Below are 19,159 nucleotides of genomic sequence, written 5' to 3' on the forward strand. Positions count from 1 at the left end.
ATGGATGGGACGCCGAGCGCGTCCCGCCCCGCGCGAACGGCATCCCGCAGCCGGCGGGGTCGTACCTTCGACCCAAGGAGTGACTCCCTCCAGCAATGGACGGATCGTCCGGCAGTACCTGCGCCGCCCCCTGTCATCCTGAGGCGGCGGCATGACCATCCCGCTTCTGCTGCTCGCAGCGGCATTCCTCCTGATCCTCGCCAACGGCTTCTTCGTGGCGGCCGAGTTCGGTCTCGTCACGGTCGACCGGCCCGACGCCGAACGCGCCGCCGCGACCGGCGACAAACGAGCCGGCCGGGTCGTGCAGTCCCTGCGCGAGCTGTCGTTCCAGCTCTCCGGCACCCAGCTCGGCATCACCCTCACCTCGCTCGTCGTCGGCATGCTCGCCGAGCCCGCGCTCGCGGCCCTCCTGCACGGGCCGCTGACCGCCACCGGAATACCGGCGGGCGCCGTCTCCGGCATCAGCGTCGTCATCGGCATGCTGCTGGCCTCGGCCGTGCAGATGGTGATCGGCGAACTCGTACCGAAGAACTGGGCGGTCTCCAGGCCGCTGCACGTGGCCCGTTTCGTGGCCGGCCCGCAGCACCGCTTCTCGACGGTGTTCCGGCCGGTGATCTCCCTGCTGAACACGGTCGCCAACCGTCTGGTGCGGATGCTCGGCGTCGAGCCCACCGACGAGCTGGCTTCCGCCCGCACCCCCGGCGAACTGGTCTCCCTGGCCCGTCACTCGGCCCAGGCCGGCGCCCTGGAACAGGACACCGCGGACCTCTTCGTACGGACCCTCTCCCTGGGCCACCTCACCGCGCAGCACGTCATGACGCCGCGCGTGAAGGTCAGCTCGCTCCAGTCCTCCGCGACCGCGGCCGACGTCCTCAACCTCACCCGGGCAACCGGGCTTTCGCGCTTCCCCGTCTACCGGGAGCGGATCGACGAGATCGTCGGCATGGTCCACCTCAAGGACGCCCTCGCCGTCCCGGCGCACGACCGCATCAGGGTGCCGGTCGGCCGGATCGCGGTACCGCCGCTGCTGGTGCCCGAGACGCTGCCCGTCCAGCCGCTCCTGGAGCGGCTGCGCAGCGAGCAGCCCATCGCCGTCGTCGTCGACGAGTACGGCGGCACTGCCGGGGTCGTCACCCTGGAGGACATCGTCGAGGAACTCGTCGGCGAGGTCCGCGACGAGCACGACGCCGAGGGCGCCGACCGGCCGGAACTGCTGCCCGTCGCGCCCGCCGAGGACGGCAGCCCCAGCTGGGAGGCCGACGGCAGCTGCCGGGTCCTCACCCTGCGCCGGATAGGTCTCGACGTGCCCGACGGCCCGTACGAGACGGTCGCCGGCCTGGTGGCCGACCTGCTCGGCCGGATCCCGGCCCCCGGCGACCGGGCCGAACTGCCCGGCTGGAAGCTGTCCGTGCGCCAAGTGGACCGCTACCGCGCCGAACGCGTGCGGCTCATCCGCACCTCGCCCCTCACCACGGTGCCCCGGCCCGGGGCGACTGCTTCCCGGCTCACGGAGGCGGTCCGATGAGCGCCCTGCAACTCCTCTTCGCCCTCCTGCTGGTCCTCGCCAACGGCTTCTTCGTCGGCGCCGAGTTCGCCCTGGTCTCGGTGCGCCGCAGCCAGATCGAACCGCTCGCGGCCGGCGGCTCGGCACGCGCCAAGCGGGTCATGTACGGGCTGGAGCACCTGCCGCAGATGATGGCGGCGGCCCAGTTCGGCATCACCGTCTGCTCGTTGACGCTGGGCGCGGTCGCCGAGCCGACCGTCGCGCACCTCCTGGAGCCGGTGTTCCACGCCGCCCACGTGCCCGACGCCCTGGTCCATCCGCTCGGCTACGCCATCGCGCTCGCCGTCGTGGTCTCCCTCCACCTGGTCATCGGCGAGATGGTGCCGAAGAACCTGGCGATGGCGGCCCCGGAGAAGACCGCCCTGTGGTTCAGCCCCGGCCTGGTCGCCTTCGCGCGGCTGTGCCGGCCGGTCACGGCGGGGCTGGGATGGTGCGCGCGGATGGTGCTCAGGCTCTTCAGGGTCGAGCCCAAGGAGGAGGTCGAGTCCGTCTTCACCAGCGAACAGCTCAACCGCCTGGTCGAGGACTCCGGACAGGCCGGGCTCCTGGAACCGGGCGAGCAGGAGCGCCTGGAGGACGCCCTGGAGCTGGGCAGCCGCCCGATCACGGACGTGCTGCTGCGCCGGGCCGCACTGGTCACGGTGGACCCCTCGGTCACCCCGCGCCGGATCGAGGACCTCACGGTCCGCACCGGCTACTCCCGTTTCCCGGTGTGCGCACCGGGACCCGCGGGGGCCTTCATGGGGTACATCCACGTCAAGGACGTCCTCGACCTGGACGAGTCCGACCGGGCGGTGCCGCAGCAGGTGTGGCGCCCGATGACCGTCCTGCGGGCCGAACTGCCGCTGGACGACGCGCTGTCGGTGATGCGCCGGGCGGCGACCCACCTGGCGCAGGTGGCCGACGGGTCGGGCCGGATCCTCGGCCTGGTCGCCCTGGAGGACGTCCTGGAGATGCTGGTCGGCGAGGTCCGCGACCCCGCCCACCGCGTCGCCCCGGCCCCCGTCACCCCCCTCACCCACCCCCGCCCCGAACAACCAGCCGACCTGCTGGCCGGCTGACCCACCACCCCCGCCGCCCCCGCCCGAGTCCCCTTGGGCGGCGGGGCCGCCCCCGGGGGCGGAACGGGCGGGCAAGGGGGCGGCCCCCCGGCGGAGCCGCACGCGCCCCGCCCCGGACGCCCCGCCCCGTACCGCTCACCACACCCCCGTACCCCTCACACCCCACCCCCCGGCGGCTCCACCCCCGGCCCGCGCCCCACCGGCCCCCGCCCGGACAGCACCTCCCCGTACGCCTGCATCAGATCCGCCAGCCGCAGCGTCGCCAGGTCGTCCCGCGTCGGCGTGGACGCGTACCCCGACAGCCGCAGGTCCCGGTACGCGCAGCTCTTCTCGTACAGCGTCCGCAGGAACCGCCCGTTGCCCAGCTCGTCGATCCACCCCTGCTCCACCACGTGCCCGCTGATGCTCCGCAGCTCCTCCAGCGACTCCTCGTCCCACACGTCGCCGCTCTCCCCGGCCAGCACCTCCCCGATGCTGGTCAGTTCCAGCGGGCGGTAGCTGGGGAAGTCGACCCGGGTGGTGAAGCGGGAGGACAGCCCGGGGTTGGTGGCCAGCAGCCGGTCCATCCCCTCGGGGTACCCGGCCAGGATCACCACCAGGTGGTCCCGGTTGTCCTCGGCCCGCTTCAGCAGCACCTGCAGCGCCTCGTCGCCGTACGCGTCGCCCTTGCTGTAGCCGGAGTTGGAGAGGCTGTACGCCTCGTCGACGAAGAGCACGCCGCCCATCGCCGAGTCGATCAGCTCGTTCGCCTTGACCGCGGTCTGTCCCAAGAACTCGCCCACCAGATCGGCCCGTTGGGCCTCCACCAGATGGTCCCCGCCGAGCAGCCCGAGCGCGTAGAAGACCCGCCCCAGAATCCTGGCCACCGTCGTCTTGCCCGTCCCCGAGGGACCGGAGAAGACAAAGTGACGTTTCGGCGGCTGCACCGGCAGACCCTGTCCGGCGCGCAGCCGCGCCATGTTCAACTGGGCGGAGAGCGCCCGCACTTGACGCTTCACCGGCTCCATGCCGACCATCCGGTCCAGCTCGCCCAGCGCCTGTTCGAGCAGCGCGGGGTCCGAGGGGCCGGCCGGGAACGGCGGCAGCCCGGCCGGGGGCGGACCCGCCTTGCGCCGTACGCCCATCGGCGTGCCCGGCGGCACGGACCCGCCGAACGGCAGCTGCCCCTCGCCGCCCGTCCGCAGCTCCCCGCCGCCCTCCAGCGCCTCCAGCTCGCCCTGCGACTCCACCGCGTCCTGCCCGAGCCCGGCGCCGGCCAGCGACACCGCGGCGAGGCCCGCCGCCGCGTCGTCGTACCCGTCGAGCCCGTCGCCCTCGGAGATGGCCGCGAGCCGCGCCGCGGTGTCCATGAACGCCGGGTCGACCCGGTGCACCGCCCGGTACAGGGGGAGTGCCGCGGCGCTGCGCCCGGTGCCCTCGTGCGCCCGCGCCAGCCAGTACCGCAGTTCCTTGCGCTGCGGCTGCTCGCTGCGGCAGCGCATCAGCGAGGCGGACAGCAGCGGCTCGGCCTGGCCGAACATCTCCAGCCGCACCCGCGCCATCCCGCCGAACAGCCCCGACTCGATGCCCAGCAGCGGATCGTCGACGAGCGGGTCGGTGTGCCGGACCAGCTGCTCCCAGTCCTTGATCAGATAGGCCCGGCAAGCGTGCAGGAAGCGCACCTGGGTGTCGGTGTCCACCGGCGGCAGACCGGCGAGCGCCCGGTCCAGCTCCGGGACATGGCGCCCGTCCAGCCAGTGCGAGGCGTGCGCCAGCAGCAGGTCGCGCGGGCTCTCCAGCACCGGCTGCACCCACCAGCCCAGCCAGTACCAGGAGTTCAGCGTCCTGCGGTGGCGGGCGCGCTGCTCGCCGAACCGGTCCCGGTGGCGGTACATGCGCAGCAGCGCCGTCGTGGTGTCGATGCGCAGGGCGTGCAGGCCGAGCCAGCCGTCCGCCATGCCGGGATCCAGTCGTACCGCCGTCCGGAATTCCTCCTCCGCCTGCGGATACGCCCCCATCGTGTAGGCGTCCACGCCGCGCAGCCAGGCGAGGTCGGCCGGGGCGTGCGTGCCCTGCGTGCCGAAGTCCATCACGTCCCCCACAGACCGTGTCCCCCCGTGATGTGCTGCCGGGCGTGTACCGGTGGCCGCATGCCGTTGGCACTTGCCCGAACCGCTGTGTCCCGGACGGGAATTGACCGCACCGAAGGGCATCGTACCTGGGCAGGGGGCAGCTGAATAAGGGTGCCGCGAGGCCCGCACGGATGGTGACCCTGGGTGAGCGAACCGGGTCTACGCGCGCCTCTCAGGGGCCTGTGAGGGCAGAACGAAGCCCCCGATCACGGGGGAACAACCGGGGGCTTCGTGTCTGCGGGCGACTTCGAAAAGCCGCACATTGAGAACGTAAGACCTGTACGCCCCCTGGGTCAAGCGGAGTTGGGGCACTGGCGGGGACGCTTTTCCGCCCGTTCCGCAGGGGCGGTGCAGGTGGTTACGGAAAGTGAGGAAGTGGTGCGCTCACGCGGTCGCTGAGGTCCTCTCGCGCCACTCGTATCCCTCCGGCAACTGCCGCACCAGGGTGTCGGCGAACGGACGGGACGGGTCCGCCGAGAAATGGCGCGTCTCCGCCCGCGTCCAGCCGTCCCAGAACGCGGACTGCCCCGTTCCGTCCCGTTCCCGACCGCGCCGCCACGAGTGCTCCGCGTCCAGATCCATCCACAGGAGGTGCGCGAGGAGGGGCCGCAGCGCGCGCCGCCCGGCGCCCACCCCCTCCACGAGGACGACCGGCGCGGCCGGGACGACGTATGTCCCGGGGCCGAAGCGGCGCGCCGTCCAGTCGTACGGCGCGAAGCGCGCGCTCTCACCGCGCGACAGCGGCTCCGTCACCCCGGTGCGCAGCCGCTCCGTCCAGGCGAACAGCTCCTCGTGGCTGGCCAGGTCGTCCAGGTGCACCACGGGGGCCGCGCCCAGCGCCTCGGAGAGACGGGCGGCGAAGGTGCTCTTGCCGGAGCCCGCGTGGCCGTCGACGGCCACCAGCCGGACCGGGCCGCAGGACGGCGGCAGGGCACGGAGCCGGGCGGCGAGGGGGGCGATGCTGTTCATCCGGTCCACCCTAGAGCGTGGGCGCGGTGCGCCGGCCGGACCTGCCCCGCGTGCCGTCCCCGGCGGCGGGGGTGCGCGGTCGCAGTATGGGGCGGACCCGGGGTGCGGGCCGCAGCCGCGGGGTAGCCATAGCGTCTGCCGCCCGCCGCCCGGCCGGACCGTGTCCACCTCACCAGACTGGGGCTCTCCACCATGGCCAGACCCGATCCGCTGCACACCTCCCGCAGGACCGTCCTGACCGCCGCGCTCGCCGCTGCCGCCGCCGTGCCCGCGCTGCCGCTGCCGGCCGCCGCCGCGCCCGCAGCAGAGGAGCGCCGACCCGTCGACATCGACAACCGCTTCTGGAACTCGTACGCCGACTGGAGCTCCGGCACCGGCGGCGGCACCCGCGTCGTCGGCGGGAGCAGGCCCGGCCTGGTGATCGGCACGCCGGACGGGCTGACGGAGTACCGCGACCCGCACACCGGGCGGACCGCCGCCTACGAGTACGCGGTGTGGACCTCGCAGCCGTACGTCGGCGCCGTCCCCGCCACCGAGATCGTCGCCTCCTGGAACGCCGACACCCCGCCCGGCACCTGGCTCGCCGTCGAGCTGTGCGCCCAGTACGCCGACGGGACGTACACCCCCTGGTACGTGATGGGGCGCTGGGCCGCCGGGGACGGCGACATCCGGCGGACCTCCGTCGACGACCAGGCCGACGGCCGCAGCGGGGTCTCCACCGACACCCTCGCGGTCACCGACCCGGCCTCCGGCACCCGGCTGGCCGGCTACCGGCTGCGGGTGACCCTGTACCGGCTGCCGGGCTCGGGCGGCACGCCGAAGGTGTGGCGGCTCGGGGCGATGGCCTCCGACGTCCCCGACCGGTTCACGGTCCCGGCGTCCGCCCCGCGCCCGGCGCGCGAACTGCGGGTGCCGCGCCACTCGCAGGAGATCCACAAGGGGCAGTACCCGGAGTACGACAACGGGGGAGAGGCGTGGTGCAGCCCGACCTCCGCCCAGATGATCCTGGAGTACTGGGGGCGCCGGGCCACCCCCGAGCAGCTCGCCTGGGTCGATCCCTCGTACGAGGACCCGCAGATCTGCCACGCCGCGCGGATGACGTACGACTACCAGTACGACGGCTGCGGCAACTGGCCCTTCAACGCCGCGTACGCCGCGACGTACCGGGACATGAACGCGGTCGTCACCCGGTTGGGATCGTTGAACGATCTGACGATGCTCGTGAAGGCGGGTATCCCCGTCATCACGTCCCAGTCCTTCCTCAAGGAGGAGCTGACCGGTGCCGGATACGGCACCGCCGGCCATCTGATGACCGTCATCGGCTTCACGGCCGCGGGCGACGTGATCGCCAACGATCCCGCGGCCCCCACGAACGAGGACGTCCGCCGGGTCTACCGCCGACGAGAATTCGAGAACATCTGGCTCCGCACCAAGCGCTACGACGCCACCGGCAAGGTGCGCGGCGGTTCGGGCGGGGTCTGCTACCTGTTCTGGCCCGTCGACACCACCCCGGAGCAGCGGCGCGTGCTGAGGAAGCTGGATCTCAGCTGACCTCGGCGTGTCCTTCGGGGCGGCTCCGAGTGCCGAGGGGCCCCGGGACGGTGACCAACGTCATCTGTACCGGGGCCCCGCCCGCTGGCACTGTGGAAGGGGTGATTCCGCCCCGAATCCACCACCGGAACCCACCGTGCCGGTCTCCTCCACCTCTCTGCGAGTCCCGATGAACGCCTCCGCCGCCCTGTCCGACCGTCTCCGCGCCCGTACCGGTGGCCCCGACAACGTGGACGGGCCCAAGCTCCTGGAGCACGTGCTCGGCTGGACCCTGGTGGTCGTGCTGGCGATGTTCGTCACGGGTGCCGGCCTGATGTGAGGCGCTCAGGACGCGCCGAGCGTCAGTCCGTTCGTGACGATCGAGTCCGAGGTGACCATGGCCTGTTCGGCGCTGACGTCCGTCATGAAGACGAACGGCGGCACCACCGGCGGCACCGGCAGCCGGTCCGGCGTGAAGGTCAGGCACAGCAGCCCCTCCAGACAGCCGCTGAACTTGGTCAGGTACAGGGTGACGTTGCCGTCCAGGTCCAGGGTGTCGGCGCCCAGTGAGAGTTCGTCGCCGCCGTCGCGGGTCCTGAGCCGGTAGTCGGTGAGGGAGGCGGCCTTCATCCGCAGCACCATCACCTTCAGCGGGCCGTCCGCGGTGCGCACCTGACGCACCCCGGCCAGCAGGAACCCCTCGGGTGCGAAGAGGGTCGTGGTGACGGTGGGCGGAACCCGGGGCGCCACCGGCTCGGCCGCTGCGGCCACCGCCTTCTGCGCGGGCGTGCCCAGAGCGGCGAACAGGACCACCGGCAGCGCCACGGCGAGGGCCCGCGGGCCCTGCTGCCGCACCGGAGGCGGTCGGCGCCCGCCCTCGTCGCCGTTGTCAGGCCGTCCGCTCCCGTCCGGACGTCCGGCCCCGGCTTCGTCGTCCGGCCGTCCGCTCTCCCCGGCCCGTGCCGTCCGCCCCGACTCCTCCCCGGGCAGCGGTGTCCAGCCGAACCCCATCGCGCTGCCCGCGATCCCCAGCAGCGTCCCCACCAGGAATCCGCCCAGATTGGTCGCCGCGAACGAGAGCACCGACAGGATCAGCGCGTTGACGCTCACGTAGTGCCGGGTGTGCGGCAGGAACCACAGGAACAGCCCGGCGGCGACCAGCGCGAGCCCGATACCCAGGGCCGCGAGCCCGCCCAGCCCCAGGCTGACCAGGATCGTCAGCGGCGACAGCGGTACGAGCAGCAGCTCGCCTCCCGCACAGACCAGCAACAGCCCCGCCCAGAAGGGACGTCGGCGCCGCCAGACGCGGAACCGGTGCCGCCGCTCCCGCCAGGGCAGCCGCTCGTCGAGAAGTTCCCGGCGGGGCCGGTCCTTGCGGGGGCGTTCCTCGCGGGGCGGCCCGGGGGGCCGGTCGCGCCCGCGGCCCGGCCTGCGGCCGTTCAGAAGCACTTCTTGCCGTCCAGGCTCACCGACAGCTTCAGGCCCTTCAGCCGGAAGTTCCCGCCGGTGGCCGACCAGGCGTGCGACCGCACCCCGGTCACCTCGATGTTCCCCGCCTGGAGGCCGAACTTGCCCGCCTCGCCCTTGACCCCGGGAACCGCGTCCAGGGTGGAGGCGTCCCGGCCGATCTGCGCGGTGCCGAAGCGCGCGTCACCGGTCAGGTCCTCGCCGTCGATGATCAGGTTGCTGGCGGTGACCTCGCCCGCGTCGCCGCCCGCCGTCAGCTTGAACACCACCGTGCCGACCGGTGTCCTCACCTCGGCGGACTGGCAGATGTCGGAGAGCCGGGCGTTCCCGATGCCCAGCAGGGCGACCGGATGGCCCTTGCCGTCCACGGACCGGTCGGTCTGCACGTACGACGACAGACCGGTGCTGGAGAGCTTGCCGGAGGAGACCTGGAAACTGGTGCCCGAGACGGCGAACGACGCGGCGAGCGCGCCCTGGGCCATCATCGTCGCCATCGCCCCGACGGCGAGCACCGCCGGAACCGCCAGGACGGCACTGCGGCGCCAGGCCGTCCTGCCCTCGGGGGACTGCTGCCGGGCCGGTCGCCACGGCTTTCTCGCTGCGCTCATCGGGTCCTCCCGTACGTCGCAGAAATTGCGCAGGGGGAAGTGCATGAGGAGCGGAGGGCGGCCCGTGGAATACTGCGGCCATCCTTCCGGAGTGGGAGACTAGGGCCTAATTTGAATAAGAGTCAACAGCGCGGCGCGACCGGCAAATCCCAGGCGCGCAGAGCCGAACTCATCGCGACCGGGCGGAAGTTGTTCGCCGACACCTCCTACGACGCCCTGTCGATGGACGACATCGCACGCCACGCGGGCGTCGCCAAGGGCCTCATCTACTACTACTTCACCAACAAGCGCGGCTATTACCTGGCCATCGTCCAGGAGTCCGTCGCCGACCTCGTCGACCGGGCCGGCAGCCACCCCGAACTCCCGCGCGCCCAGCGGGTGCGCCGCACCGTCGACGGCTACCTCCGCTACGCCCAGCACCACCAGGCGGCCTACCGCACGATCGTCACCGGCGGCGTCGGCTTCGACGTCCAGGTCCAGACGATCCGCGACACCGTCCGCGAACAGCTGCTCACCACCCTCGCCGAGGGTGCCTACGGGCGCAGCGGCGTCCCGCCGAAGGCCAGGCTCGCCCTGCTCGGCTGGATGACCGGGGTCGAGGGCATCACCCTCGACTGGATCGGCGATCCGGTGCTGTCCCGGGAGGAGGTCTGCGAACTGCTCGTCACCCTGTTGCGCGCCACTCTGGAGGCCATCGCCCTGCTGGTTCCGGAGTGCCCTGCTCCACCGCTGGACGACACGGTCGCGTAACACCGGCCCGCCCTGTCCGGCCTGCGGCTTTTCGACCCGTGACGGAAAGGGCGGGATCCGGCATACTCAGCCGCCACAGCCCCGGACACTCCGCTTCCGTAACCCGGAACGGTGGTTCAGGCTGGCAGGAGAGACCCCCGGCGGCGCCGCCACACCCTGCGCGCGCGACCGCCGCCGCGCCCGACAGGGAGGACGCCGCACATGCCCGACCGCGCTCCGCAGCCGGTGGAACGACAGCTGCCCACCGAGGAGTCCCGCGACCTGCTCGCGCTCGTACGCGACATGATCCAGCGGGAGATCGCTCCGCAGGCCGCAGCGGAGGAGGACGCCGGGCACTTCCCGCGCGAGGTCTTCTCCCTGCTCTCCGACTCCGGCCTGCTCGGCCTGCCGTACGACTCGGAACACGGCGGCGGCGACCAGCCCTACGAGGTGTACCTCCAGGTGCTCGAAGAGCTGGCGGCGGCCCGGCTCACCGTCGGTCTCGGCGTCAGCGTGCACAGCCTCGCCTGCCACGCGCTGGCCGGTTACGGCACCAAGGAACAGCAGAGCGCCCACCTGCCCGACATGCTCGGCGGCGGCCTCCTCGGCGCGTACTGCCTCTCCGAGCCCGCCTCCGGCTCCGACGCGGCCTCGCTGCGCACCCGGGCGGTCCGGGACGGCGACGACTGGGTGCTCACCGGCACCAAGGCGTGGATCACCCACGGCGGCATCGCCGACTTCTACACGGTCCTCGCCCGTACGGGTGTGGAGGGGCCGCGCGGCATCACCGCGTTCCTGGTGCCCGGCGACTCGGCCGGGCTGAGCGCCGCCGCCCCCGAGAAGAAGATGGGCATGAAGGGCTCGCCCACCGCCCAGCTGCACTTCGACGGCGTACGGGTGTCCGACGCGCGCCGCATCGGCGAGGAGGGCCAGGGCTTCGCCATCGCCCTGTCCGCGCTGGACTCGGGCCGTCTGGGCATCGCCGCCTGCGCCGTCGGAGTCGCCCAGGCCGCCCTGGACGAGGCACTCGGCTATGCCACCGACCGGCAGCAGTTCGGCCGGCCGATCGCGGACTTCCAAGGGCTGCGGTTCATGCTGGCGGACATGGCCACGCAGATCGAGGCAGGCCGGGCCCTGTACCTGGCGGCGGCCAGGCTCCGGGACCAGGGCCGCCCGTTCTCGCGGCAGGCCGCCATGGCCAAGCTCTTCTGCACGGACGCGGCCATGAAGGTCACCACGGACGCGGTGCAGGTGCTCGGCGGGTACGGCTACACGGCCGACTTCCCGGTCGAGAGGCTGATGCGGGAGGCGAAGGTGCTCCAGATCGTCGAGGGCACCAACCAGATCCAGCGCATGGTCATCGCCCGCCACCTGGCCGGCCCCGAAACCCGCTGACCCACCCCACCCCGCCGCCCCTCGGGCGGCGGGGCCGTCCTTTCCCACCCGCCCCGCCCCCTTGGGCGGCGGGGCCGCCCCCCGGGGGGCGGAACGGGCGGGCAAGGGGGCGGCCCCCGGCGGAGCCGCACCCACCCGGCCCCGCCCAGCCCCGCTCCCGCCCCGCCCCACCTCACCCCGCCCCACCCCTGGCCCCCGCCCCCCTCCTGACGTACCGTCAGAAAGCTCCCGGCCGGTGCCGCACCCTCCGAGCCGGTCAGCCGAGCACCCGCGCGCGCCCGCACCCGCGCCACTCCGCCCCTGACAGGCCAGGAGGACCCGTGCCCACCCCCGCCGACCGCCCCGTCGCCCTGGACGAATACCCCGTCCACCAGGCCCCGTTGTCGATGAAGCACGTCGTCACCGGCGACCGCAACGCCTACGACCGCTGCATCTTCCACCTCGTCGACCACACCGGCCGCGCCCTGCTCATCCTCGGTCTCGGCGTCTACCCCAACACCGGGGTCATCGACGCCTACGCGACCCTCCGCGTCGGCGACGACCTGCACGCCGTCCGCGCCTCCGACGCCCTCCCCGACGACCGCACCCGGCTCTCCGTCGGCCCCCTGCGCATCACCGTCGACGAGCCGCTGCGCCGCTTCACCCTCGTCTGCGACCCCGACCCCGCCGACCCGGACTCCCTCTCGTACGAGATCGTCTGGAGCGCCGACTTCCCCGCGGTCTGGGAGCCCCACCACGTCCAGTACCGCGGCGACCGCCTGATGCTCGAAGGCCGCCGGTTCGTGCAGGCGGGCAGCTGCACCGGCGTCGTCCGGATCGGCGGCGAGGAGATCCGGCTGGCCCCGGGGGAGTGGACCGGCACCCGCGACCGCAGCTGGGGAGTGCGCCCCATCCCCGGCGAGGAGGGCGGGCGGGCCGGCGAGGAGCTGCGGCCCGAGGGATTCCACTGGCTCTGGATACCGGCCAGGTTCGACGACCGCTTCGTGATGGTCGTCGCCCAGGAGGACGCCGACGGCCACCGCACCCTCAACGAGGCACTCCTGGTCCGCAACGACCGGCACGACGTCCAGCTCGGCTGGCCGCAGACCGACATCAGCTACCGCTCCGGCACCCGCCACCCCACCCGTGCCACCGTCCACCTCACCGACCGGGACCGCAAACCCCTCGAACTGGGCGTCGAGATCCTCGCCTCCTCACCGCTCGCCGTCGGCGCCGGCTACCCGCCCGCCGCCGACTGGCAGCACGGCACCTGGCAGGGCCGCGGCTGGACCGACCGCCGCACCTACGACCTCTCCGACCCCGCCGCCCACCCGATGGCCGCGTACGGCGTCGTGGACCACGCCGCCCGCTTCACCTTCGACGGCCGCACCGGCTACGGAATCTTCGAGCACGGCACCTTCGGCCGGCACGACCCCAGCGGCTTCACCGGCTACGACTCGACCGCACCCTGACCCACGGCACGTGCCCCGGCCCGACCCGCCCCTTTTCGCCCGGAGGAGTTCGGACATGGTCTCCGCACCGCGCCCCCGCACCACCACCCGCGACCCCGGGGAACTGGGCCGCCGCCTCACCGGCTGGCTCGGCACCCACCTCCCGGGCGCCCGCGCCACCGGCATCCGCGTCCCGGACTCCAACGGCATGTCGAGCGAGACCCTGCTCTTCGACATCGACCACCCGGACGCCCCCGTCACCGCGTGCGCGCTGCGGCTGGCGGCCGACCCGGCGGCGTACACCGTCTTCCCCGTCTACGACATGGCCCGCCAGCACCGGGTGATGAGCCTCGTCGCCGAACACACCGACGTACCCGTCCCGCGCGTGCTGTGGCTCGACGAGGACCCGGCTCCGCTCGGCGCGCCGTTCTTCGTGATGGCCCGCGCCGAGGGCAGGGTGCCGCCCGACGTCATGCCGTACACCTACGAGGGCAACTGGCTGCACTCCGCGACGGACGCCGAACGCGCCGCGCTGGAGGCCGCCAGCATCGGCGTGCTCGCCCGGCTGCACGACCAGTTCCCGCCGAAGGAGGCCGAGTTCCTGCTGCCGGACGGCGAAGGCAGCGCGCTGCGGCGCCATGTGACGGCCCAACGGGCCTACTACCGCTGGGTGGTCGACGGGCTGCCCCGCTCACCGCTCATCGAGGAGGCGTTCGCCTGGCTGGAGGAGCACTGGCCCGCCGACGAGGGCGAGTCCGTACTGTGCTGGGGCGACGCGCGGATCGGCAACATCGTCTACGACGGGTTCGAGCCCGCCGCCGTGCTCGACTGGGAGATGGCCGCCTGCGGCCCCCGCGAACTCGACCTCGGCTGGACCGTCTACCTGCACCGCTTCTTCCAGGACCTCACGGTCTCCTTCGGGCAGGACGGACTGCCCGGCTTCCTGCGCCGCGACGCCATCGAGGAGCGCTACGCGCGGCTGACCGGCCACACCCCGCGCGACATGGAGTTCCACACCCTCTACGCGGCCCTGCGGCACGCGGTGGTGATGCTGCGCATCGCCTACCGGCAGGTGCACTTCGGCGAGGTCCGGGTCCCGGAGGACCCGGATGTGCTCATCATGCACCGGGCCTCACTGGAGGCCATGGTGCGCGGCACGTACTGGAGCGAAGCGGGCCGGGGCTAGGCGAAGCGGGCCGTGGGCGGCGGCTGTTACGCCGCCCGCTGCCGCGGCACCTTCAGCGGACGCGAGCCCGGACCGCCGACGTGCGAGAAGGGCTGCGTCCGCCAGTCGAGTCCCTGAGGGAGCGTCAGGAGCAGTGCGGTGTCCTGCTCCTGGGCCTCCAGCGTCTCGTCGGCGGGCCGCGCGTCGGCCGCGGGACGCCCCGTACCGGCGCAGGCCGTCAGGCCGAAGGGGTTCCAGGGGGTCGGGCACTTGGCGTGCTCGGGCAGTACGTCCTCCCCGGCGAGCAGCGCGATCGGCTGGGCGCAGTCCGGGCAGATCACCCGGTACATCTCGAAGGTGTCGTCCGAGTCCGAGTCCGAGTCCGCGCCGGCCTGCCGGGCGGTGTCGAAGGAAGCGGCGTCAGTGATGTCAAAGACATCGGAGGGCTCCGGTTCGGAACGACCGGTGCGCTTCAGGCTCTGCATGGAGACTCTCCCCCTCAAGGTGGGCCGACAAGGCGCTGCGGTCGACCACAGCAAGCACTTCCCTCCGCGCCTGCGCGATAACCCCGCTTCCGGTGAGGACACGGCCCGGGGTGTGTGGTCTTCGTCACATGACGCGCGACGGTGCCTCTCCGGAGCCGTCCCGGGGCGCTTGCGGCATCCGCCGTTCCACCAGGCAAGACGCAGGGCGCACAAGTGCCACTCGGGCCTCACGCCCTGTAGGTTCTTGGCCCATGGAGGAGTTGGATCGTCAGATCGTGGACCTGCTCGTCAAGGACGGGCGGATGAGCTACACCGACCTGGGCAAGGCCACCGGCCTGTCCACCTCGGCGGTGCACCAGCGTGTCCGCAGGCTGGAACAGCGCGGGGTGATCCGCGGCTACGTCGCGGTCGTGGACCCGGAGGCGGTCGGACTGCCGCTCACCGCGTTCATCTCGGTTGCTCCCTTCGATCCCAGCGCCCCCGACGACATCGCCGAGCGGCTGGCCGGCGTCGACGAGATCGAGGCGTGCCACAGCGTCGCGGGTGACGAGAACTACATCCTCAAGGTGCGCGTCGCCACCCCCCTGGAACTGGAGCACCTGCTCACCAGGATCCGCACCCTGGCCGGCGTCTCCACCCGTACGACCGTCGTCCTGTCCACCCCGTACGAGGCCCGGCCGCCGCGCGTCCAGTAGGGCCGCGGCACCCCGCGCGCTCCACGGCACCCTGGTCACGAGCGGCCGGCGGGCTGCGCGAGACTGGTCCCCATGACCGAGCGCACCGCCCCCTCCGCCCCCCGCACCCCCGCCCCCCACGACCGCACCGTGCTGCTGCGCGGCGGCGAGGTCCACAGCCCCGCCGACCCGTTCGCCACCGCGATGGTCGTCGAACGCGGACACGTCGCCTGGGTGGGGTCCGAAGGGGCGGCCGACGCCTTCGCGGACGGCGTCGACGAGGTGCTCGACCTCGAAGGGGCACTGGTCACCCCGGCGTTCACGGACGCACATGTGCACACGACGTCCACCGGCCTCGCCCTCACCGGCCTGGACCTGTCGGCGGCCCGCTCGCTCCCGGAGGCGCTGGAGTTGGTACGTGCCCACGCCGCCTCCCGGCCGGCGGGCGAGGTGCTCCTCGGCGGCGGCTGGGACGCCTCGCGCTGGCCCGAGCAGCGCCACCCCTCGCGCGCCGAACTCGACGCCGCCGCCGGCGGGCGCCCGCTCTACCTGCCCCGGATCGACGTCCACTCCGCCGTCGTCTCCACCGCCCTGCTCGACCTCGTTCCCGGCGTCACCGGCCTGACCGGCCACCACCCCGAGGCCCCGCTGACCGGCGCCGCCCACCACGCCGTCCGGGCCGCCGCCCACGCGGCCGTCACCCCCGCCCAGCGCACCGCCGCCCAGCGCGCCGCGCTCGCCCACGCCGCCTCCCTCGGCATCGGCTCCGTCCACGAGTGCGCCGGCCCCGAGATCTCCAGCGAGGACGACCTGCTCGGCCTCCTCGACCTGGCCGCCGCCGAACCCGGCCCGCGCGTCTTCGGGTACTGGGCCGAAGCGGTCACGGACGCGAAGGACGCCCAGCGGGTGCGCGAACTCGGCGCGATCGGCGCCGCCGGGGACCTCTTCGTGGACGGCTCGCTCGGCTCGCACACCGCCTGCCTGCACGAGCCCTACGCGGACGCCCCGCACACCGGCACCGCCCACCTGGACGCCGCCGCCGTCGCCGCCCATGTCGCCGCCTGCACCGAGGCGGGGCTCCAGGCCGGTTTCCACGCCATCGGCGACGCGGCGCTGACCGCGGTGGTGGACGGGGTGCGCGCCGCCGCCCAGCAGGTCGGCCTCGCGCGCGTGCGCGCCGCCCGCCACCGCGTCGAGCACGTCGAGATGCTCACCCCCGGGGCGCTCGCCGGCTTCGCCGAACTCGGCCTCACCGCCTCCGTGCAGCCCGCCTTCGACGCGGCCTGGGGCGGCTCGGAGGGCATGTACGCCCAGCGCCTGGGCGCCGAGCGGGCCCGCACCCTCAACCCGTACGCCGCGATGCTCAAGGTCGGCATCCCGCTGGCCCTCGGCTCCGACAGCCCCGTCACCCCGCTCGACCCGTGGGGCACCGTCCGGGCCGCCGCCCACCACCGCACCCCCGAGCACCGGGTGTCCGTACGGGCCGCCTTCACCGCCCACACCCGGGGCGGCTGGCGGGCCGTCGGCCGCGACGACGCGGGCACCCTGGTGCCCGGCGCGCCCGCCGACTACGCGATCTGGGCGACCGGCGACCTGGTGGTCCAGGCGCCCGACGACCGGGTGGCCCGCTGGTCCACCGACCCGCGCTCCGGCACGCCCGGCCTCCCCGACCTCTCGCCGGGCGCCGCCCTGCCGGTCTGTCTGCGCACCGTGGTGGCCGGTCACCCGGTTTACGTACGGCCGAACGCATGACGCCGGGCACCCCGCGTACCGCCGATCGGTGCGGCACGAGCCGTCGGAGCGTTCTTCGCCTCCTCGGCACTGACCTGCTGATTTGAAGAATCGCCGCAGGTCGCACGGGTGTTGACAGAGAGCGGCCACCGGCGGGTAGGTTCGGCCGGGTCCACCACGAAACGTCCGGCCGGAAACCCTCCACGCAGTCGTCGAACGCCGCTGGGTCATGGGACGGAGCGCCGCACCGGCGCCCCGCCCCGGGAACCAGGTTCAGCGCCCGCGCCTCGGGGGCGAGGGAAGGCTCTTTCCGGCCGACGGTGCGACCCGGGTAGGGCCCCGGCGTTCAGTAGACAACGGCGAGGATGTCCGCAGCCGGCGGACACCTGGTCGGCCCGAAGGACGCCGGGCCCCCATCCGCAGCCCCCGCTGCCGAACCTGCACAGGACAAACGAACGACCCTGCGCCCCGCGCCCATACACGCTCGCTATGGTGGGTCTCTCTGTGTACGGGCATGAAAAGGGGCAGTAGTGAACGACGGCGGTCAGAAGCGTTACGGCCCGCTCGGCAGCGTTCTGGTGATCATCCCGACCTTCAACGAGGCCGAGAACATCAAGCCGATCGTCGCCCGGGTCCGGGAATCCGTTCCCGAGGCGCACGTGCTGGTCGCCGACGACAACAGCCCCGACGGCACCGGAAAGCTCGCCGACGAACTCGCGGCCGCCGACGACCAGGTGCACGTCCTGCACCGCAAGGGCAAGGAGGGCCTCGGCGCCGCCTACCTCGCGGGCTTCCGCTGGGGCATGGACAACGGCTACGGCGTCCTGGTCGAGATGGACGCCGACGGCTCCCACCAGCCCGAGGAACTGCCCCGCCTGCTGACCGCCCTCAAGGGCGCCGACCTGGTGCTCGGCTCGCGCTGGGTGCCCGGCGGGCGCATCGTGAACTGGCCCAAGTACCGCGAGTTCATCTCGCGCGGCGGCTCCACCTACTCCCGGCTGCTGCTCAACGTCCCGATCCGCGACGTCACCGGCGGCTACCGCGCCTTCCGCCGCGAGACCCTCGAAGGCATCGGCATCGACGAGGTCGCCTCCGCCGGCTACTGCTTCCAGGTCGACCTGGCGCGCCGTACGGTCGACTCCGGCTACCACGTGGTCGAGGTCCCGATCACCTTCGTCGAGCGGGAGCGCGGCGACTCGAAGATGAGCAACGACATCCTGGTCGAGGCGCTCTGGCGGGTCACCGCCTGGGGCGTCGGCTCGCGCGCCAACAAGCTGCTCGGCCGCAAGCCCTCCTGACCGCTCACCGGGGAGTGGCGCCAGGTCCCGGGTGACTGCTCACGGGGGCGGTGCCAGGTCCCGGGCCCGGGTTCTCCCCGGCCCTCCTCACGCCCTCTTTACGCCGTTCAGGCGCCCTGCCAGGCACACTGGGGGCATGACGACCGGCACTCCGCCCCCGACCGCCCCGACGACCGCCCGCAAGCGCTCGCGCGCCCGTACGTTCGTACCTCTCGGCATCGCCGCCTGGCTGGTGCTGGAGATCTGGCTGCTGACCCTCGTGGCCGGCGCGGCCGGAGGACTCACCGTCCTGTTGCTGCTGGTCGGCGGAGTCGTGCTCGGCGGAGCCGTGATCAAGAGGGCGGGTCGCCGTGCCTTCACGAACCTGAGCGAGACCATCCAGCGCCAGCAGCAGTCGGGCGGCGCCTTCGACCCGGCCGAGGACCGCGGCCGCAAGGGCTCCGGCAACGGCTTCGTGATGCTGGGCGGGCTGCTGCTGATCATCCCCGGCATGATCTCCGACGTGCTCGGTCTGCTCGTCCTGCTGCCGCCGGTGCGGCGGGCGCTCTCCCGGTACACCGAGAAGTCCCTGGAGCGCCGGATGAACGCCGTGCAGCAGCCCGGCAGCTTCGGCGACGTCTTCCAGCAGGCGCGGATCCACCGCCCCGACGGCAAGGTCGTCCCGGGCGAGGTTATCCGCGACGACACCCCCGACCGGTCCCAGCCGTACCCGCCGCGCCACGACGACGGCCCGCGGACACCGCTGACCCCCTGACCGGCCCCTGAGCCGCCGTCCCCTGACGGGGGTGGCGGCTCAGGACGCGACAAAGCCGCGGGGGGGGGGGGCCCCCCGGGGGGGGGGGGGCCCCCGCGGGGGGGGGGGCGCCGGGCGGGGGGCGGGCCCGGGGGGGGGGGGGGGGGGGGCGGGGGGGGGGGGGCCCGGGGGCCCCCCAAGAGAAAAGG

General features: G+C 73.3%; 17 protein-coding genes. 12 read left to right on the forward strand and 5 right to left on the reverse strand.

Going from position 1 to position 19,159, the window contains the following annotated elements; all coding sequences use genetic code 11:
* Positions 1-151: 151 nt before the first annotated feature.
* Positions 152-1,525 carry a hemolysin family protein gene (locus ACFYVL_RS25840; protein ID WP_389248693.1) on the forward strand — a complete coding sequence of 458 codons (1,374 nt, stop codon included), beginning with the start codon at positions 152-154 and terminating at the stop codon, positions 1,523-1,525.
* On the forward strand, positions 1,522-2,625 hold the full coding sequence (locus ACFYVL_RS25845) for a hemolysin family protein (RefSeq protein WP_389248695.1): 1,104 nt from the start codon (positions 1,522-1,524) through the stop codon (positions 2,623-2,625). Before ACFYVL_RS25840 ends, ACFYVL_RS25845 begins: the two co-directional genes overlap by 4 nt.
* Positions 2,626-2,780: 155 nt before the next feature.
* On the opposite strand, the gene ACFYVL_RS25850 is transcribed toward ACFYVL_RS25845, so the two are convergent.
* Positions 2,781-4,694, reverse strand: coding sequence for an AAA family ATPase (locus tag ACFYVL_RS25850; protein WP_389248697.1), 1,914 nt, complete (start codon positions 4,692-4,694; stop codon positions 2,781-2,783).
* A gap of 426 nt (positions 4,695-5,120) precedes the next feature.
* A complete protein-coding gene (locus ACFYVL_RS25855) occupies positions 5,121-5,705 on the reverse strand; it encodes a uridine kinase (protein WP_389248699.1) in 585 nt (194 codons plus the stop codon).
* A 192-nt stretch (positions 5,706-5,897) separates the two neighbouring features.
* Between ACFYVL_RS25855 and ACFYVL_RS25860 the strand changes: the two genes are divergently transcribed.
* Both ACFYVL_RS25860 and ACFYVL_RS25865 read left to right on the forward strand, forming a co-directional pair.
* Complete coding sequence (locus tag ACFYVL_RS25860) at positions 5,898-7,256, forward strand: peptidase C39 family protein (protein WP_389248701.1); 1,359 nt, start codon at positions 5,898-5,900, stop codon at positions 7,254-7,256.
* A 169-nt stretch (positions 7,257-7,425) separates the two neighbouring features.
* On the forward strand, positions 7,426-7,575 hold the full coding sequence (locus tag ACFYVL_RS25865; protein WP_389248703.1) for an SCO1431 family membrane protein: 150 nt from the start codon (positions 7,426-7,428) through the stop codon (positions 7,573-7,575).
* A 5-nt stretch (positions 7,576-7,580) separates the two neighbouring features.
* Here the strand turns inward: ACFYVL_RS25865 and ACFYVL_RS25870 are convergent, their stop codons facing one another.
* On the reverse strand, positions 7,581-8,573 hold the full coding sequence (locus ACFYVL_RS25870) for a DUF6114 domain-containing protein (protein ID WP_389248767.1): 993 nt from the start codon (positions 8,571-8,573) through the stop codon (positions 7,581-7,583).
* A 101-nt stretch (positions 8,574-8,674) separates the two neighbouring features.
* Complete coding sequence (locus ACFYVL_RS25875) at positions 8,675-9,310, reverse strand: DUF6230 family protein (protein WP_389248705.1); 636 nt, start codon at positions 9,308-9,310, stop codon at positions 8,675-8,677.
* Positions 9,311-9,421: 111 nt separating this feature from the next.
* Between ACFYVL_RS25875 and ACFYVL_RS25880 the strand changes: the two genes are divergently transcribed.
* The 4 genes from ACFYVL_RS25880 to ACFYVL_RS25895 all read left to right on the forward strand — a co-directional run bounded on the left by ACFYVL_RS25880 (position 9,422) and on the right by ACFYVL_RS25895 (position 14,050).
* Positions 9,422-10,060, forward strand: a complete 639-nt coding sequence (locus tag ACFYVL_RS25880; protein ID WP_389248707.1) for a TetR/AcrR family transcriptional regulator — start codon at positions 9,422-9,424, stop codon at positions 10,058-10,060.
* 201 nt (positions 10,061-10,261) lie between these two features.
* A complete protein-coding gene (locus ACFYVL_RS25885; RefSeq protein WP_389248709.1) occupies positions 10,262-11,434 on the forward strand; it encodes an acyl-CoA dehydrogenase family protein in 1,173 nt (390 codons plus the stop codon).
* A 386-nt stretch (positions 11,435-11,820) separates the two neighbouring features.
* Complete coding sequence (locus ACFYVL_RS25890) at positions 11,821-12,885, forward strand: hypothetical protein (protein ID WP_389248769.1); 1,065 nt, start codon at positions 11,821-11,823, stop codon at positions 12,883-12,885.
* A gap of 55 nt (positions 12,886-12,940) precedes the next feature.
* Positions 12,941-14,050, forward strand: a complete 1,110-nt coding sequence (locus ACFYVL_RS25895; RefSeq protein WP_389248711.1) for a phosphotransferase family protein — start codon at positions 12,941-12,943, stop codon at positions 14,048-14,050.
* A 26-nt stretch (positions 14,051-14,076) separates the two neighbouring features.
* Here the strand turns inward: ACFYVL_RS25895 and ACFYVL_RS25900 are convergent, their stop codons facing one another.
* Positions 14,077-14,514: a hypothetical protein gene (locus tag ACFYVL_RS25900; RefSeq protein WP_389248713.1), complete on the reverse strand. Its 438-nt coding sequence runs from the start codon at positions 14,512-14,514 to the stop codon at positions 14,077-14,079.
* 251 nt (positions 14,515-14,765) lie between these two features.
* Here ACFYVL_RS25900 and ACFYVL_RS25905 point away from each other — a divergent pair, with 251 nt between their 5' ends.
* From ACFYVL_RS25905 to fxsA, 4 genes are all read left to right on the forward strand, one after another.
* Positions 14,766-15,209 (forward strand): Lrp/AsnC family transcriptional regulator, encoded by a 444-nt coding sequence (locus ACFYVL_RS25905; protein ID WP_389248715.1) that lies wholly within the window; start codon positions 14,766-14,768, stop codon positions 15,207-15,209.
* Positions 15,210-15,281: 72 nt separating this feature from the next.
* Positions 15,282-16,940 (forward strand): amidohydrolase, encoded by a 1,659-nt coding sequence (locus tag ACFYVL_RS25910; RefSeq protein WP_389248717.1) that lies wholly within the window; start codon positions 15,282-15,284, stop codon positions 16,938-16,940.
* Positions 16,941-17,449: 509 nt separating this feature from the next.
* Positions 17,450-18,217, forward strand: coding sequence for a polyprenol monophosphomannose synthase (locus tag ACFYVL_RS25915; RefSeq protein ID WP_389248719.1), 768 nt, complete (start codon positions 17,450-17,452; stop codon positions 18,215-18,217).
* 136 nt (positions 18,218-18,353) lie between these two features.
* On the forward strand, positions 18,354-18,971 hold the full coding sequence (fxsA, locus tag ACFYVL_RS25920) for an FxsA family membrane protein (protein WP_389248721.1): 618 nt from the start codon (positions 18,354-18,356) through the stop codon (positions 18,969-18,971).
* Positions 18,972-19,159 lie beyond the last annotated feature (188 nt).

The sequence above is a fragment of the Streptomyces sp. NPDC004111 genome (assembly GCF_042874215.1).
In the GTDB taxonomy this organism is placed as follows: domain Bacteria; phylum Actinomycetota; class Actinomycetes; order Streptomycetales; family Streptomycetaceae; genus Streptomyces.

Coding starts and splice junctions, on each gene's coding strand:
- ACFYVL_RS25840 (WP_389248693.1), top strand. CDS start 152: ATGACCATCCCGCTTCTGCTGCTCGCAGCGGCATTCCTCCTGATCCTC.
- ACFYVL_RS25845 (WP_389248695.1), top strand. CDS start 1,522: ATGAGCGCCCTGCAACTCCTCTTCGCCCTCCTGCTGGTCCTCGCCAAC.
- ACFYVL_RS25850 (WP_389248697.1), bottom strand. CDS start 4,694: ATGGACTTCGGCACGCAGGGCACGCACGCCCCGGCCGACCTCGCCTGG.
- ACFYVL_RS25855 (WP_389248699.1), bottom strand. CDS start 5,705: ATGAACAGCATCGCCCCCCTCGCCGCCCGGCTCCGTGCCCTGCCGCCG.
- ACFYVL_RS25860 (WP_389248701.1), top strand. CDS start 5,898: ATGGCCAGACCCGATCCGCTGCACACCTCCCGCAGGACCGTCCTGACC.
- ACFYVL_RS25865 (WP_389248703.1), top strand. CDS start 7,426: ATGAACGCCTCCGCCGCCCTGTCCGACCGTCTCCGCGCCCGTACCGGT.
- ACFYVL_RS25875 (WP_389248705.1), bottom strand. CDS start 9,310: ATGAGCGCAGCGAGAAAGCCGTGGCGACCGGCCCGGCAGCAGTCCCCC.
- ACFYVL_RS25885 (WP_389248709.1), top strand. CDS start 10,262: ATGCCCGACCGCGCTCCGCAGCCGGTGGAACGACAGCTGCCCACCGAG.
- ACFYVL_RS25890 (WP_389248769.1), top strand. CDS start 11,821: ATGAAGCACGTCGTCACCGGCGACCGCAACGCCTACGACCGCTGCATC.
- ACFYVL_RS25895 (WP_389248711.1), top strand. CDS start 12,941: ATGGTCTCCGCACCGCGCCCCCGCACCACCACCCGCGACCCCGGGGAA.
- ACFYVL_RS25900 (WP_389248713.1), bottom strand. CDS start 14,514: ATGCAGAGCCTGAAGCGCACCGGTCGTTCCGAACCGGAGCCCTCCGAT.
- ACFYVL_RS25905 (WP_389248715.1), top strand. CDS start 14,766: ATGGAGGAGTTGGATCGTCAGATCGTGGACCTGCTCGTCAAGGACGGG.
- ACFYVL_RS25910 (WP_389248717.1), top strand. CDS start 15,282: ATGACCGAGCGCACCGCCCCCTCCGCCCCCCGCACCCCCGCCCCCCAC.
- fxsA (WP_389248721.1), top strand. CDS start 18,354: ATGACGACCGGCACTCCGCCCCCGACCGCCCCGACGACCGCCCGCAAG.